General features: G+C 69.0%; 15 protein-coding genes and 2 pseudogenes. 10 read left to right on the top strand and 7 right to left on the bottom strand.

Features of this window, described 5'->3' with window-relative positions; translation table 11 throughout:
* Positions 1–26: 26 nt before the first annotated feature.
* Positions 27–665, bottom strand: coding sequence for a 2-hydroxychromene-2-carboxylate isomerase (locus tag SY91_RS25590; protein ID WP_023478087.1), 639 nt, complete (start codon positions 663–665; stop codon positions 27–29).
* Positions 666–810: 145 nt separating this feature from the next.
* Entirely contained in the window at positions 811–1,629 is an 819-nt protein-coding gene (locus SY91_RS25585) for an IclR family transcriptional regulator (RefSeq protein ID WP_023478088.1), read from the bottom strand.
* 172 nt (positions 1,630–1,801) lie between these two features.
* On the opposite strand from SY91_RS25585, the gene SY91_RS25580 reads away from it, so the two are divergent.
* From SY91_RS25580 to SY91_RS25565, 4 genes and pseudogenes are all read left to right on the top strand, one after another.
* Positions 1,802–2,788 (top strand): hydroxymethylglutaryl-CoA lyase, encoded by a 987-nt coding sequence (locus SY91_RS25580; protein WP_023478089.1) that lies wholly within the window; start codon positions 1,802–1,804, stop codon positions 2,786–2,788.
* The gene (locus SY91_RS25575; RefSeq protein ID WP_185921219.1) at positions 2,785–4,077 is read left to right on the top strand and encodes a CaiB/BaiF CoA-transferase family protein; all 1,293 of its coding nucleotides are present in this window, start codon (positions 2,785–2,787) and stop codon (positions 4,075–4,077) included. The genes SY91_RS25580 and SY91_RS25575 overlap by 4 nt, the downstream gene beginning before the upstream one ends.
* 83 nt (positions 4,078–4,160) lie before the next feature.
* A pseudogene (locus tag SY91_RS25570) lies at positions 4,161–5,467 on the top strand (MFS transporter).
* 1 nt (position 5,468) lies between these two features.
* Entirely contained in the window at positions 5,469–6,584 is a 1,116-nt protein-coding gene (locus SY91_RS25565) for an amidohydrolase family protein (protein ID WP_006480363.1), read from the top strand.
* Between the two features lie 15 nt (positions 6,585–6,599).
* On the opposite strand, the gene SY91_RS25560 is transcribed toward SY91_RS25565, so the two are convergent.
* The 3 genes from SY91_RS25560 to SY91_RS25550 form a co-directional block, all read right to left on the bottom strand.
* On the bottom strand, positions 6,600–7,076 hold the full coding sequence (locus SY91_RS25560; protein ID WP_023477753.1) for an SRPBCC family protein: 477 nt from the start codon (positions 7,074–7,076) through the stop codon (positions 6,600–6,602).
* 118 nt (positions 7,077–7,194) lie between these two features.
* Positions 7,195–7,680, bottom strand: coding sequence for an SRPBCC family protein (locus tag SY91_RS25555; protein WP_006480365.1), 486 nt, complete (start codon positions 7,678–7,680; stop codon positions 7,195–7,197).
* Positions 7,652–8,017 (bottom strand): ArsR/SmtB family transcription factor, encoded by a 366-nt coding sequence (locus SY91_RS25550; RefSeq protein ID WP_023477752.1) that lies wholly within the window; start codon positions 8,015–8,017, stop codon positions 7,652–7,654. Before SY91_RS25550 ends, SY91_RS25555 begins: the two co-directional genes overlap by 29 nt.
* A 203-nt stretch (positions 8,018–8,220) precedes the next feature.
* Here SY91_RS25550 and SY91_RS25545 point away from each other — a divergent pair, with 203 nt between their 5' ends.
* Complete coding sequence (locus SY91_RS25545; RefSeq protein ID WP_006480367.1) at positions 8,221–8,751, top strand: GNAT family N-acetyltransferase; 531 nt, start codon at positions 8,221–8,223, stop codon at positions 8,749–8,751.
* A 25-nt stretch (positions 8,752–8,776) separates the two neighbouring features.
* The gene (locus tag SY91_RS25540) at positions 8,777–9,355 is read left to right on the top strand and encodes a hypothetical protein (protein ID WP_023477751.1); all 579 of its coding nucleotides are present in this window, start codon (positions 8,777–8,779) and stop codon (positions 9,353–9,355) included.
* A gap of 42 nt (positions 9,356–9,397) precedes the next feature.
* On the opposite strand, the gene SY91_RS25535 is transcribed toward SY91_RS25540, so the two are convergent.
* The gene (locus tag SY91_RS25535) at positions 9,398–9,985 is read right to left on the bottom strand and encodes a TetR/AcrR family transcriptional regulator (protein ID WP_043888557.1); all 588 of its coding nucleotides are present in this window, start codon (positions 9,983–9,985) and stop codon (positions 9,398–9,400) included.
* Between the two features lie 341 nt (positions 9,986–10,326).
* Here SY91_RS25535 and SY91_RS25530 point away from each other — a divergent pair, with 341 nt between their 5' ends.
* Positions 10,327–11,031, top strand: coding sequence for an SDR family oxidoreductase (locus SY91_RS25530; protein WP_006480370.1), 705 nt, complete (start codon positions 10,327–10,329; stop codon positions 11,029–11,031).
* Positions 11,032–11,088: 57 nt separating this feature from the next.
* Here SY91_RS25530 and fabV read toward each other — a convergent pair whose 3' ends face one another.
* Positions 11,089–12,291: an enoyl-ACP reductase FabV gene (gene fabV, locus SY91_RS25525; protein WP_043888556.1), complete on the bottom strand. Its 1,203-nt coding sequence runs from the start codon at positions 12,289–12,291 to the stop codon at positions 11,089–11,091.
* A 160-nt stretch (positions 12,292–12,451) separates the two neighbouring features.
* Here fabV and SY91_RS25520 point away from each other — a divergent pair, with 160 nt between their 5' ends.
* The 3 genes and pseudogenes from SY91_RS25520 (at position 12,452) to SY91_RS25510 (ending at position 14,862) form a co-directional block, all read left to right on the top strand.
* On the top strand, positions 12,452–12,985 hold the full coding sequence (locus SY91_RS25520) for a GbsR/MarR family transcriptional regulator (protein ID WP_006480371.1): 534 nt from the start codon (positions 12,452–12,454) through the stop codon (positions 12,983–12,985).
* Positions 12,986–13,073: 88 nt separating this feature from the next.
* Positions 13,074–14,395: pseudogene (locus SY91_RS25515) on the top strand (SDR family oxidoreductase).
* Complete coding sequence (locus tag SY91_RS25510; RefSeq protein ID WP_006480374.1) at positions 14,392–14,862, top strand: DUF2269 family protein; 471 nt, start codon at positions 14,392–14,394, stop codon at positions 14,860–14,862. The pseudogene SY91_RS25515 and the gene SY91_RS25510 overlap by 4 nt, the downstream one beginning before the upstream one ends.
* Positions 14,863–14,864: the final 2 nt, after the last annotated feature.

Genomic DNA, 14,864 nt, shown 5'->3' with positions numbered 1-14,864 from the left:
GGGTGGTGCCCGGCGGCGGCTCGCGGTCAGCCTCGCCGGACGCCTTCGGGCAGCGTGCTGATGCGGCGCACTTCGGGCGAGTCGAGCCACGCGCGCGACGTCGCGCAGTCGACGAACATGTCGGTCGCGTCCTCGCCCCAGAACAGGTCGCCGTCGAGCACGAAAGTCGGCACGCCGAATACGTTCTCGGCGATCGCGCGATCCGTGTTCGCGCGCAGCGCGTCCTTCACCGGCTGGGCTTCGACGGCCGCCACGCCCTCCGGAAAGCCGACGGCTTCGCACAGGGCGGCGAAGCCTGCCGGCGTCGATACGTCCTGACCGTCGCGCCAGATATGCCGGAAGATCCGCCGGATCGCGTCGCGCGAGCTGCCCATCGCGATCGCGAGGCGCAGCGGCTTGATCGGATTGAACGGGTGCGAGGGCGGCATCCGGAACGCAATGCCGAGCTTGTCCGCGCGGTATTGCGCATGCCGATAGGTGAACACTCGCTTGGCCGCGATCTCTGCCGGCGCTTTCTGGCCCCAGTGCGCGAGCAGCGCACCGAGCACGATCGGCCGCGGCTCGAACGCGGCGGCGGGCGGCAACCGGTCGAACTGTTCCTGTTGCAGGTAGGCGAACGGCGAAACGAAATCGAAATACCAGCTGGCGGTGCGCGCGGCGTTCATCGCGGGTGTCTCCTCGGGCGGGTCCGGTTGACGGTTGCACGTTCGGTGCGTCGCCGGCAAACAGCGCGCTGCGTGCATCGGCGGCCAGTGTCGCATGCGGCGGCTTTTCGCGCTGCCGTATCGCGTGCCGCCCGCAACCTGTTCCCTACGACCGGGCAGCGTCGTCCGCTGACGATGCGAGCCGCGCGAGACTGTCGCGCACGGCCGGCGCGTCGTAGCGGGCGCCCGCGCCGCCGAGTGCGACGGTCGCCTTCTGCGCGAGCGGCAGCAGCATCGCGAGCGCCGCCGTCATCGCCGGCACGGCGGCGAGCCGCGATTTCGGGCCCGACACCGTCAGCGCACCGACGCATTCGCCGGCCGCGCCGAACACGGGCACGGACGCCGACGCCGTTTCCGGGTCGCGCTCGCCGTACGACGCGGCCCACAGCTGTTCGCGCACGTCGTTCCAGCGGGCGTCGTGCGTGTCGGTGAAGGCCAGCAGCACCTTGCCCGATGCGCCTTGGCCGACCGGAAACTCCTCGCCGACCCGGATCGACACGCGCACCGCCCGCGCGGGCTCGACGCGATACAGCACGGAGCGCATGTCGCCCTGGCGCACGTAGAACGACGCCGTTTCCCCGAGTTCGCGGCTCAGCGTCTCGAGGAGCGGCTCGACCACCGGGCCGACGCGGAACGAACGCTGGTACAGCGCGGCGAGCCGCAACGGCTCGTGCCCGACCGCGTACTGGCCGTCGTCGAGCTTGCGCATGAATCCGCCATGCTCGAGCGCGGCGAGCAGGCGCAGGACCGTGCTCTTGTACAGCCCGGTGCGGCGCGACAACTCGGCGAGCGACAGCCGGTCGTCGGTCTGGCCGAACGCACGGAGGATCGCGAACGCGCGGTCGAGCACCGCGACGCCGCTGGACGTTTCTTCCGTCGCCGGATCGGCTGCGTCGTCGGCGTGATCTGCTGGATTCCTGGGCACGGCCTGCTTCCTTCGAATGATGGTCGGCGGACTATATCGTTCTATCTGACAGAACGCAAGTTCCAGAAAAACGCGATTTCACGGGTATACCCCGCTTATCGCCTATTCGATGCACGCTTAAAGTTCTGTCAAACAGAACTGTGTTCTTTCAGACAGAACGATGAGGTGTCGAATGAAGGTTTCAGAAAACACGAAGGTGCTGGTCAGCGAGGTTGGCCCGCGCGACGGGCTGCAAAGCATCAAGACCGTGATGCCGACGGCCGCCAAGCTGCGCTGGATCACCGCGCTGGCCGCGGCCGGCCTGCGCGAGATCGAGGTCGGGTCGTTCGTGCCGCCCACGCTGTTGCCGCAGATGGCCGACGTGCGCGAAGTCGTCGCGCACGCGCTTGCGATTCCCGGCCTGCACGTCGCCGCGCTCGCGCCGAACCTGCGCGGCGCCGAGGGCGCGTTCGACGCGGGCGTGCACAAGCTGACGTTGCCGGTCTCGGTGACGGAAGCCCATTCGCTGGCGAACATCCGCAAGACGCCCGCGCAGATGATCGACGAGGTGCGCGCGATCGTCGCGCTGCGCGACGCGCGGTTTCCGTCGGTGCAGATCGAGGCGGGCGTGTCGGTCGCGTTCGGCTGCACGATCGCGGGTGCGGTCTCCGACGACGAGACGATCGCGATGGCCGTCGCGATGGCCGAATGCGGGGTCGACGAAATCGGCCTGTCCGATACCAGCGGTTATGCGAACCCCGCGCAGGTACGCCGGCTGTTCACGCGGCTGCGGCGCGAAGTCGGCGACAAGGCCGGCGGCGCGCATTTCCACAACACGCGCGGGCAGGGGCTCGCGAACGTCGTCGCGGCGCTCGACGTCGGCGTGACGACGATCGACGCGAGTCAGGGCGGCCTCGGCGGCTGCCCGTATGCGCCGGGCGCGACCGGCAACATCGTCACCGAGGATCTCGTGTTCCTGCTCGAGGCGATGGGATACGACACGGGCATCGACGTCGACGCACTGCTCGCCGCGCGCGCGATCCTGCAGGCGGCGCTGCCGTCCGAGGCGCTGTACGGCCACGTGCCGGACGCAGGGTTGCCGAAGGGGTTCCGCTATGCGGATGGCCGCGCGCCGTCGGCCGCGCAACCGGAAGGATGCATGACGGGAGCCGCACGATGAACGATCGGCAACAGGCTGCCGCGCTGCCATACGCGGGCGTGCGCGTGATCGAGATGACGCACATGGTGATGGGCCCGACGTGCGGGATGCTGCTCGCGGATCTCGGCGCGGAAGTGATCAAGATCGAGCCGATCGCGGGCGACAGCACGCGCGCGCTGCGCGGTTCCGGCGCGGGCTTCTTCGGGATGTTCAACCGCAACAAGAAGAGCGTCGCGGTCGACGTGAAGGACCCGCGCGGGCTGGAGATCGTGCGGCGGCTCGTCGCGACGGCGGACGTCTTCAGCGAGAACTTCAAGAGCGGCACGATGGACCGGCTCGGGCTCGGTTACCCGCAACTGGACGCGCTGAATCCGCGCCTCGTCTACGTGTCGCACAAGGGCTTCCTGCCGGGGCCGTACGAGCAGCGCACCGCGCTTGACGAGGTCGTGCAGATGATGGGCGGCCTGGCCTACATGACCGGCCCCGAAGGGCGGCCGCTGCGTGCGGGCGCGAGCGTCAACGACATCATGGGCGGCATGTTCGGCGCGATCGGTGCGATGGCCGCGCTCGCTCAGCGCGAGCACACCGGCCGCGGCCAGCAGGTGCAGAGTTCGCTGTTCGAGAACAACGTGTTTCTCGTCGCGCAGCACATGATGCAGTTCGCGGTGACGGGGCAGGCCGCGTCGCCGATGCCGAGCCGGATTTCCGCGTGGGCCGTCTACGACGTGTTCTCCGTCAAGGACGACGAACAGATTTTTCTCGCGGTCGTGTCGGACACGCAGTGGGCGCTGTTCTGCGACGCGTTCGGCCTGGCCGCGCTGAAGGACGATCCGCAGCTCGCGACCAACAACCTGCGCGTGCAGGCGCGCGAATGGCTGCTGCCCGAGCTGCGTGCGCGGCTGGCGCCGTACTCGGCCGCAGAGATCGGCGCGATCTTCGAATCGACCGGCCTGCCGTATGCGCCGATCACGAAGCCGCAGGACCTGTTCGACGATCCGCATCTGCTCGCCACGGGCGGCCTCGAAGCCGTGACGCTGCCGGCCGACGCGAGCAGCGCCGGGCGGCCGGTCGACACGCGCACCGCGCTGCTGCCGCTGACGCTCGCGGGCGAACGCCTGCGGCTGCGCTCGGCGCCGCCCGCGCTCGGCCAGGACACGTGCGCGCTGCTCGGCGAACTCGGCTACACGCCGGACGACGCGCGTGCGCTGATCGATGCCGGCGTCGTCGCGGGGCGGTACGGCGCGGACGCCGCCGCGCACGGCGACGCGCCGGGCGGCGCGCCGTCGGCGAACGAAGTGGCGAGCGCGTAGCGCGGCCGCGATTCATCGAACGAACAAAGGCGTCCGGGCCGCGCACCGCGCGGCAGAGGATCGCCGCATCCATGGAGACAACCATGACATCCGCTTCCCCGGCGCTGCCCGCCGATCGCGAGACCGACACGTCGATCGAGCAACGGGCCGTGCGCAAGGCCGCGTGGCGCTTCATCCCGCTGCTCGCGCTCGCGTATTTCTTCAACTACCTGGATCGCACGAGCGTCGGCTTCGCGGCGCTCACGATGAACCGCGATCTCGGCTGACCGCGACGCAGTTCGGCTGGGGCGCGGGGATCATGTTCGCGGGCTACTGCGTGTTCGAAGTGCCGAGCAATCTCGCGCTGTACCGCTTCGGCGCGCGTCGCTGGCTCGCCCGGATCATGATCACGTGGGGGCTGATGGCGGCCGCGACCGCGCTCGCGACCGGGCCGACCAGTTTCTACGCGATCCGGCTGCTGCTCGGCATCGGCGAGGCCGGGTTCTTTCCCGGCGTGATCTTCTTCCTCGCCGTGTGGTTCCCGGCGAGCTACCGCACGCGTGTGCTCGCGTGGTTCACCGTGTCGACGCCGCTGTCGTCGCTGGTCGGCGGCCCGCTGTCGACGTGGCTGCTGCAGCTCGACGGCACGTTCGGGCTCGCCGGCTGGAAGTGGATGTTCATCGTCGAAGGGCTGCCCGCGTGCGCGCTCGGCTTCCTCGTGCTGAAGCTGCTGTCGGATTCGCCGGCGAATGCCGCGTGGCTGTCGGACGACGAGCGGGCCGCGCTGCAGCGCGCGTTCGAGCGCGACGGCGCGGCCGCCGGCCGCAAGAAGCGCTTCGGTGTCGCGCTGCGCGACGTGCGCGTGTACGTGCTCGCGCTGATCTCGTTCGGCTTCACGATGGGCTCGTACGGCATCGGCATCTGGTTGCCGCAAATGCTGAAGGCGCACGGGATGTCGACGATGCAGACCGGCTGGCTCTCCGCGGTGCCGTACTTCTTCGCCACGATCGCGCTGCTGTGGTGGGCGAAGCGGGTGGACCGTCGCGGCGGCCCGGTCGCGAACCTGGCGATCGGCTTGTGCATCGGCGCGGTGGCGCTCGGCGTGTCGACCCATTTCCTGACGCTCGGGCCGGCGCTCGTCGGCATCACGCTCGCGCTGATCGGCACGATTGCCGGCCGCACGATCTTCTACACGCTGCCGTCGCGCTTCCTGTCCGGCCAGGCCGCGGCCGGCGGGCTGGCGCTGATCAATTCGATCGGCGCGCTCGGCGGCTTCGCGGGCCCCTATCTCGTCGGCTACCTGAAGGACAGCTTCGGCACCTTCACGGCCGGGATGCTCGGTCTCGCGATCGTGCTGGCGGTCACCACGCTGCTCACGCTGTCGCTGTACGCGTTCGACCGGAGCGAATGACATGACCTTTTCGATCAAACGGCGCCGGTTGATCGGCGCGGCCGCCGCCTCGCTCGCGCTGCCCGCGTTCGCCGATACGCCGGCCCCTGATGGAGCCTCCCGCATGACGCAAAGCAACTACCTCACGGTTCGTCCCGACTGGCTCGCGTCGGCGCTCGAACCCGCGCTCGAGCCCGACCTGCCGATCGTCGACGCGCATCATCACTTCTACGAACGGCCGGGCTGGGTCTACATGCTCGACGACTATCTGCAGGACGCGCGCTCGGGCCACAACATCCAGGCGTCCGTCTACATGCAGGCGCAGACGCGTTATCGCGATTCGGGCCCGGCCGAACTGAAGCCGGTGGGCGAGACGGCTTACGTCGCCGGCGTGACCGAGCCGCTGCAGCACGGCCCCGTGGCTGTCGCGAAAGGCATCGTCGGCCACGCGGACCTGCGGCTCGGCGAACGCGTGCGCGACGTGCTGGAAGCGCATGTCGAAGCCGGGCGCGGACGGTTTCGCGGCGTGCGGCACCTGAGCACGTGGGATGCCGATCCGACGCTCGCCAATCCGCTGTCGGCGGTGCCGCGCGGGCTGCTGCTCGATCCCGCGTACCGGGCCGGCGTCGCGCAGCTCGCGCCGCTCGGGCTGTCGTACGACGCGTGGCTGTTCTTCCCGCAGTTGCCCGAATTGTTCGATCTCGCGAAAGCGAACCCGGAGACGCGGATCATCGTCAACCATTGCGGCGGCGTCGTGCGGATCGGCAGCTATGCGGACAAGCGGCCGGAGGTGTTCGAGCGCTGGTCGGCATCGATGCGCACGCTCGCGCAATTGCCGAACGTGTACGTGAAGGTCGGCGGCCTCGGGATGCGGATCAACGGGTTCGATTTCGAGAAAGGCGCGAAGCCGCCGTCCTCGGCGCAACTCGCCGACGCGTGGAAGCCGTGGATGATGACCTGCATCGATGCGTTCGGCCCCGGGCGCTGCATGTTCGAGAGCAATTTCCCGGTCGACAAGGGCTCGTATTCGTTCGTGAACGGCTGGAACGCGTTCAAGCGGCTGACGGTGCAAGCCAGCGCGGACGAGCGCGACGCGCTGTTCCGCGGCACGGTCACGCACGCGTACCGGCTCGGCTGACGCGCGGGCGCGGCGTCACCCGGCTTCCACCAGCGCCGCAAGCCGCGCCAGCGCCATCTCCCAGCCGGTCTCGTTGTCGGCGGCCGGCACGCCGGGCGGCACGCCGTCGTGCACGGCGTCCACGCGCGTGCCGCCCGCTTCGTCGGACAGCGTGATCGTGATGGTCATCGCGCCGCGCAGCATCGGGTCGTCGGTTTCGAATACATCGATCTCGACGATCTGCTGATCGGGCACGAGCGTGACGAAGCGGCCGTGATAGGTGTCGGTGCGCGCGGTGGTCTTGCCGGTGCCGGCCGACGGCGCGTCGTGGCTCAGCGACACGCGCAGCGCGCCGCCTTCGCGCGTGTCGTACGCGTGCACGCGGCAGGTCATGCCGTCGGGCACCTTCCATTGCTCGACCGCGTGCGGGTCGAGCAGCGCGCGATAGACGCGCCCGCGCGGCGCGTTCAGGTGCCGGCTGACCCGGGTCGAATGCGTGTGCGTGTGCAACATGTCGCCTCCCGCGAAGCGTGCGAGACGGTGCACGCCGGCGCCCGGCGTGTCGTCATGCTTCCTTCAGGAATCCTAGGCGCGGGCGCGGCGGCATGCAATGACCGCACGCGAGGCGGCGTTAGCGCAGCGCGGCGGCGAAGTCGTCGAGCTGCGTGATGCAGGTGTTCCAGCCCTCGAAAAAGCCGAGCGCTTCGTGGCGCTCGCGCGTCGCGGCGTCGGGATGCATCACGCGCGCTTCGTAGCGGCTGCCCGCGTCGTCGTCGGCCATCGTGATGATCGCCGTGAAGCCCAGCCACGGGGTCTGCGGCCGCCAGCCGCCCGCGAGCATCGACGTGAACGCGACGCGCGATTCCGGCACGATCTCGAGGAAGCAGCCGGGGTTGTCGCTCGTGCCGCCGTCGGGGCCGCGCATGAACGTGTGGAAAGCGCCGCCCGGCCGCAGGTCGAACGCGCGCACCTCGGTGGTCCATGGTTTCGGGCACCACCATTCCTTCAGTAGCGCGGGGTCGGTCCAGGCGCGCCAGAGCGCCTGGCGCGGGGCGCGCAACGTGCGCGTGATGACGAGATCGTGGGCTTCAGCGGGTTCGACGTGGCTGGCTGACATCGTGCTCCTCCTGGTGACGGCGTTCGACGAATTCGACGAGACGATCGGATCGCGCTTCCCACTGCGCGCGCTGCGCGGCGAGCCATGCCTCGGCCTCGGTCAGCCGGCTGCCGACCAGCGCGCAGGTGCGCGAGCGGCCGGTTTTCCGGGTCGCGACGAGGCCGCTGCGCTCGAGCACCGCGACGTGCTTCATGAACGACGGCAGCGCCATGTCGAACGGCGCGGCCAGCGCGGAGACGGTCCGCTCGCCCTGGCCGAGCGCGCTGACGATCGCGCAGCGCGTCGGATCGGCGAGCGCATGGAACACGTCGCTGATGCAGGATTGAAAGTTATCCATTCGGCTAAGTGTAGGCGATGTTGCAGGCATGCAGCGAACATTTTCGTCACGTACGATAGTGGGGCGGTAACACGCGCCGACCGGACGCCGCGTTGCCGGACGCCCGCCGCCGTCGAACTCGCCTCGACGCCCGGCCGGTATCGTTTCCGATTCCGCCCTATGCCGAACCCGCGCGTGCGGCCCACCTGACTACCGGAGAAGGCATGACCGAACCTGTTACCGTGCGCCGCGTCGGCGCGAGCGAAGCGATGGCTTGTGTCGACGCGCTGGCCGACGTGCTGATCGATTGCGTCGAGGGCGGCGCATCCGTCAGCTTCATGTTGCCGATCGCGCGGCCGACCGCCGTCGCGTTCTGGACGCGCGTGGCCGAGGGCGTCCAGAACGACGAACGCATCCTGCTCGTCGCCGAGGATGCGTCGGGCCGGATCGTCGGCACCGTGCAGGTCGTGACCGCGCAGCCCGAGAACCAGCCGCATCGCGCGGACATCGCGAAGATGCTCGTGTCGCGGTACGCGCGCCGGCAGGGCATCGCCGCGCGGCTGATGGCGGCCGCCGAAGCGGCCGCGCGCGACGCCGGCAAGACCGTGCTCGTGCTCGACACGGTGACGGGCGGCGACGCCGAGCGGCTGTACGAGCGGGCCGGCTGGCAGCGCGTCGGCGTCGTGCCGAACTATGCGCTGATGCCCGACGGCGCGCTGTGCGCGACGACGTTTTTCCACAAGCAGCTCGCGTAATGGCATCCGTCGAACCGCCGCCTCGATGAAACGCTCCCACGTCGCTTTCGCCCTCACGGGCCTGCTCGTCGCGCTGCCGATTGCCGCGTATGCGCTCGTCAAGCCGTTGCGCGTCGTCGCGCCCGCGCTGATCCCCGGCGTGTCGTGCCCGAGCGCCGACATCTGCACGGACGATGCCGCGAAGCTCGGCGCGGCGCAGCAGCTCTATCGCGACGGCTCCGCGCGCGCGGCGGCGGCCGTCGGCCCGTTCCGGGCCGCGCCGCGCGTCGTGTTCTGCTCGACGCGCGCGTGTGCCGATGCGTTCGGCCTCGGCGCACGCGCGGGGCTGACGCTCGGCGATTTCGGCGTGGTGATCGCGCCGCGCGGCTGGCAGACCTACTTTCTCGCGCACGAGCTGATCCATCACCGGCAGGCGGAAGTGCTCGGCAACCTCGCCGTCGTGACGAAGCCGCGCTGGCTGATCGAAGGGATGGCGTATGCGCTCAGCGACGATCCGCGCCATCCGCTCGCGCAGCCGTTCGAATCGTGGCGCACGCAGTTTGCCGCGTGGAATGCGGCGCGCGGTGCGCAGCCGCTGTGGGATGCCGCGCGGGCAGTCCGGTAGCGCGCGATGGCGACGCGGTCGCGCGCGAATGGCGATGAGCCGCTATGCCGGCACGGCGGCTGGATCGTCCGGCTGCCCGACGAGCGCGCGGCGCGCCGCATCGAGAATCTCGTCGGCCAACGCGGGATCGGTGCCGGCGACAGCGCGTGACAGCACCAGCGCGCCGACCATCTGGCTGAGAACGGCGATCGCGTCGTCGCGCGCGTCGGCCGCGGCCGAGCCTTCCGTGGCCACCATGCGTTCCAGTCGCTCGAGATACGCGGCGACGCCGCGCGTGTAGCAGGCGCGCGCCGCGTCGGTCAGCCGCGGTGCATCGCCCGCGAAGCCCGACAGCGGGCAGCCGCCCTCGACGTTGTCGCGATGCGCGCCCGACAGGTACGCCGTCACCTGTTTCTCGACGCTGCCGGCGTTCGGCGAATCCGCGCGATCCTGCATCGCCTTGTCCATCACTTCGGCGACCAGCGCGTCCTTCGACTTGAAATGGTTGTAGAAGCCGCCCTGCGTGAAGCCGGCCTCCTTCATCAATTCCGTCAGTCCGACGGCGTCGACGCCGCGCAGCCGGAACAGCCGCTCGGCGGCCGCGACGATCGCGTGGCGGTTTTCCGCCGCCTGTTGTCTCGAGACGCCCATCGATCCCTCCCTCATTCCTGCAATTGCATCGATTGAAAAACACAATGGCGATCGCCATTGACGTGTCGAAGTCGCGCTGGCACCATGCATCGCAAAGACGATGATGATCGACATTGAGATTCGAGTGTAGCCGACTTCGCGGACGAAGCGAAGCAACCGGCGCGGCATGGATCGAAGTCGGTCAGGGTCTGGGGTGCGGCGAGGCGCGGGCGGCGGGACCGCCCGACTTGCGGCACCGGCGGTGCAACGGTTCGGTACGCGATGGCAGCGTGGTTTTTCACCGGATTCCGGGCGTGCGGCGAACCGGCACGCGCGGGATTCAATCTCCGAAAGGAAGGGTCATGAAGATCGAAGGTGCAGTCGTTTTCATCACGGGCGCGAACCGCGGGCTTGGCCTCGAGTTCGCGAAGCAGGCGCTCGAACGGGGCGCGCGGAAGGTCTACGCGGGCGCGCGCGATCCGGCCAGCGTGACGCTGCCGGGCGTCGTGCCCGTGAAGCTCGACGTGACCGATCCGGCGGCGGTCGCCGCGGCGGCCGATGCGGCGCGCGACGTCACGCTGCTGATCAACAATGCCGGCATCGCGCGGCTCGGCAGCCTGACCGACGAGGGCGCGGTCGACGCATTGCGCGCGCACCTGGAGACCAACGTGTTCGGGATGCTGGCGATGTCGCGCGCGTTCGCGGGCACCCTCGCGGCCCACGGCGGCGGCGCGATCCTGAACATCCTGTCGGTCGCGAGCTGGGTGAACCGGCCGATCCTGTCGGGCTACGGCGTGTCGAAATCGGCCGCATGGGCGCTGACCAACGGGCTGCGCCATTCGCTGCGCGAGCAGCGCACGCAGGTCGTCGGGCTGCATGCCGGCTTCATCGATACCGACCTGACGGCCGGCCTCGACGTGCCGAAGGCCACGCCGGCCGACGTCGTGCGCCAGGCGTACGACGCCATCGAAGCAGGGGCGGAGGAAGTGTCGACCGACGAGTTCACGCGGCAGGTGAAGGCCACGCTGTCGTCGGGCGTCTATCTGGAAGAGCCGGCGCCGCGTTGACGCCGCGGTCGTGCGAACCCGCCGCCGGCGCCGTGAGCGCGGCGGCGGATCGACGCGTCAGACCGTCGTGTCGATGATGCCCGGGATCTTCACGTCCGGGTTCACGTCCGCGTCGTAGTCGACGCCGGCGATCTCGAAGCCGAACAGGCGCAGGAACTCCGTCTTGTAGCCCGCGAAGTCGGTTATCTCGTACAGGTTCTCGTTCGTCACCTTGTCCCACATCGCGACGACCTTGTCCTGCACCTGCGGATCGAGTTCCTTGTAGTCCGCGCGCAGGCGGCCTTCTTCGTCGACGTGCGGCGTCGCGCCGTACAGGCTGTCCTTCAGGAGCCCGTACACCTGCTCGATGCAGCCTTCGTGCGTGCCGGTTTCCTTCATCACCTTGAACAGCAGCGACAGGTACAGCGGCATCATCGGGATCGCCGAGCTGGCTTGCGTGACGACGGCCTTCAGCACCGACACGCGCGCATCGCCGCCGTGCGCGGCCAGCTTGTCGCGGATCGACAGCACCTTCTTGTCGAGATCCTTCTTCGCTTCGCCGATCGAGCCGTTCCAGTAGATGTCGTGCGTGATCTGCTCGCCGAGGTACGTGAACGCGGTGGTCTTCGCGCCGTCGGCCAGCACGCCGGCTTCATCGAGCGCGTCGATCCACATCTGCCAGTCCTCGCCGCCCATCACCGCGACGGTGCCGTCGATCTCTTCCTGCGTCGCCGGTTCGAGCGACACTTCGCGGATCACTTCCTTGTCGGTGTCGAGGCCGCGGAACGTGACGGCCTTGCCGACCGGCTTGAGCGTCGAGCTGATGGTTTCGCCGGTCTTCGGATGCGTGCGGCGCGGTGCGGCGAGGCTGTAGACGACCAGATCGACCTTGCCGAGATCCTGCTTGATGGTGTCGATCGTGACCTGCTTGACCTTGTCGGAGAAGGCGTCGCCGTTGATGCTGCGCGCATACAGCCCCTTTTCCGCGGCGAATTTCTCGAACGCGGCGCTGTTGTACCAGCCGGCCGTGCCCGGCTTCGTCTCGCTGCCGGCACGCTCGAAGAACACGCCGAGCGTGTCCGCGCCCGAGCCGAATGCGGCCGAGATCCGGGCGGCGAGGCCGTAGCCGGTCGACGCGCCGATCACGAGCACCTTTTTCGGGCCATTGGCGATCGGGCCGTGCGAAGTCACGTAGTCGATCTGTTCCTTGACGTTGGCTTCGCAGCCGACCGGATGAGTCGTCACGCAGATGAAGCCACGCACGCGCGGTTTGATGATCATGGAAACCTCTTGTCTGAAAGGCGGGGACGGCCTGAAATCGAAAAAATCCCGCGCATTGTAAAGGAAGCAGCCGATCGCGGGCGGACGCGCCCGGAAGGTGCCGGATTGCCCGGTTATTTCTCTCTTGACAGAAATAACTGAAAAAACTAAATTCCCCACCATGGAACTCACACCGATTGCCGAACGATTCATTCTCCACTGGGGCGAAATGGGCTCGCGGTGGGGCGTCAACCGCACCGTCTCGCAGATTCACGCGTTGCTCTACCTGGCCGGCCGGCCGGTTGCGGCCGACGAGATCGCCGAGACGCTCAACGTCGCGCGCTCCAACGTCAGCACGAGCCTGAAGGAGTTGCAGGCGTGGCGGCTCGCGAAGGTCGTGCACGTGCTGGGCGACCGCCGCGACCACTTCGAGACGTCGACCGACATCTGGGAACTGTTCAAGCTGATCGTCGAAGGGCGGCGGCAGCGCGAAATCGAACCGACGCTCACGGTGCTGCGCGATTGCCTGACGAATCCGGAGATCGCGAACGAAAGCCGCGAGACCGAACAGCGCATCCGCGACACCCTGCAGTTCGTCGAGACGCTGACGACCTGGTCGGACGAGATGCTGCGGCTCAAGCCCGATACGCTGATGAAGGCGCTCGGCATCGGCGCGAAGATCAGCCAGACGGTCAGGCGCAAGCCGTCGAAGTAAGCGGTAACGGGAGAGCGGGCAGCCAGCCCGCTTTTTTCGGGGTTGTTATTTCTGTCTGTACAGAAATGACTGTAAATAGAGAGTGAAAATGAACGCAGTCTTGCCGTCGTCCTGCCCGCCCGAGCGCACCGGCGCACACGGCATGACCGTGCTCGTCTGCGGCGCGAACGGCTTCATCGGGCGGGCGCTGTGCGCGCAGCTCGAAGCCGGCGGGCATCGCGTGCTGCGCGGCGTGCGTCACGCGGCCGGCCCGCACGACGTCGCGATCGACTTCGCGTGCGACGTCGATCCGCACGCGTGGCTCGCGCGGCTGAAGGGTGTCGACGTGGTGATCAACGCGGTCGGCGTGCTGGCCGATCGACGCGGCGCGACGCTCGACGCCGTGCATCGCGCCGCGCCGTGCGCGCTCTTTACCGCGTGCTGCCGTGCCGGCGTGCGGCGCGTGATCCAGATCTCGGCGCTCGGCGTCGAGCATGGCGACACGCGGTACTTCGCGAGCAAGCGGGCGGCCGACCGCTTCCTGCAGACACTGCCGATCGACTTCCGCATCGTGCGCCCCCGCTCGTCTACGGGGCGGCCGGCGCGTCCGCGCGGTTTTTCCGGATGCTCGCGAGCCTGCCCGTGCACGTGCTGCCGGCCGGCGGGCATCAGCGGCTGCGCCCGGTGCATGTCGACGATCTCGCCGAAGTCGTCGCGCGGCTCGTGATGCAGCCGAGCGATTCGCCGTCGGCGCGGGCTCGCCGCGTGATCGACGTGGTCGGCCGCGACGAAGTCGAATACCGCGAGATGCTGGCCGCCTACCGCGCCGCGCTTGGATTTCCGCCGGCGGCCCGCGTGTCGCTGCCGGGCCCGCTGGTCGGCGCGGCGGCCGCGCTGCTCGGTACGCTGCCGGGAGCGATGCTGACACGCGACACCTGGACGATGCTGCGCGGCGGCAACACCGGCGATCCGGCGGCCGCCGCAGCCGTGCTGGGCCGGCCGCCGCGCGGCATCGGCAGCTTCATCGGCGCGGAAGCCGCCGCGCTGCGCCGCGACGCGCTCGCGATGTGGCGGCGCCCGTTGCTGTTGGGCGCGCTCGCGATCGTGTGGATCTGGACGGCCATCGCCAGCGCATTCATCCACCCGCTGCACGCGAGCCTCGCGCTGCTTGCGCCCGCGCACCTGACGGGCATGCCCGCGCTGATCGCGCTCTACGCGGCCAGCGCGGTGGATTTCGCGTTCGGCATCGCGACCGTCGTCGCGCCGTCGCGGCGCCTGTGGGCCGCGCAGGCGGCGCTGATCGTCGCGTACTCGGCGGTCATCGCGGTCACGATGCCGGGCCTGCTGGCCGAACCCTTCGGCCCCGTGCTCAAGAACGTGCCGATTCTCGCCATCCTGTTGATCCTCTATTCAGAAGAAGAACACGCATGAACACCTATCTCGTCATCAAGGCCCTTCACATCCTGTCCTCGGTGCTGCTGGTCGGCACGGGGTTCGGCACCGCGTTCTACCTGTTCTTCGCGAACCGCACGCGGTCGGTGCCCGCGATCGCGGCCGTGTCGCGGCTCGTGGTGCGCGCGGACTGGTGGTTCACGACGCCGGCCGTGATCTTCCAGCCGGCGTCCGGGCTGTGGCTCGCGCACACGGCGGGCTGGTCGTGGCATACGCCGTGGCTGCTCGCGTCGATCGTGCTGTACGCGGTTGCCGGTGCGTGCTGGCTGCCGGTCGTCTGGCTGCAACTCGAACTTGCATCGATGGCGAAGCTTGCGCACGCGAACGGCGATGCCGCATTGCCGGCGCGCTACTGGCGCTACGCGAAGCGCTGGGAGCTGCTCGGTTATCCGGCGTTCTTCGCGATGCTGACCGTCTATTTCCTGATGGTGGTCAAGCCGATGTAAGC

It is taken from the genome of Burkholderia cenocepacia, from assembly GCF_014211915.1.
Taxonomy (GTDB): domain Bacteria; phylum Pseudomonadota; class Gammaproteobacteria; order Burkholderiales; family Burkholderiaceae; genus Burkholderia; species Burkholderia orbicola.
This window is presented reverse-complemented; position numbering and strand designations above follow the sequence as displayed.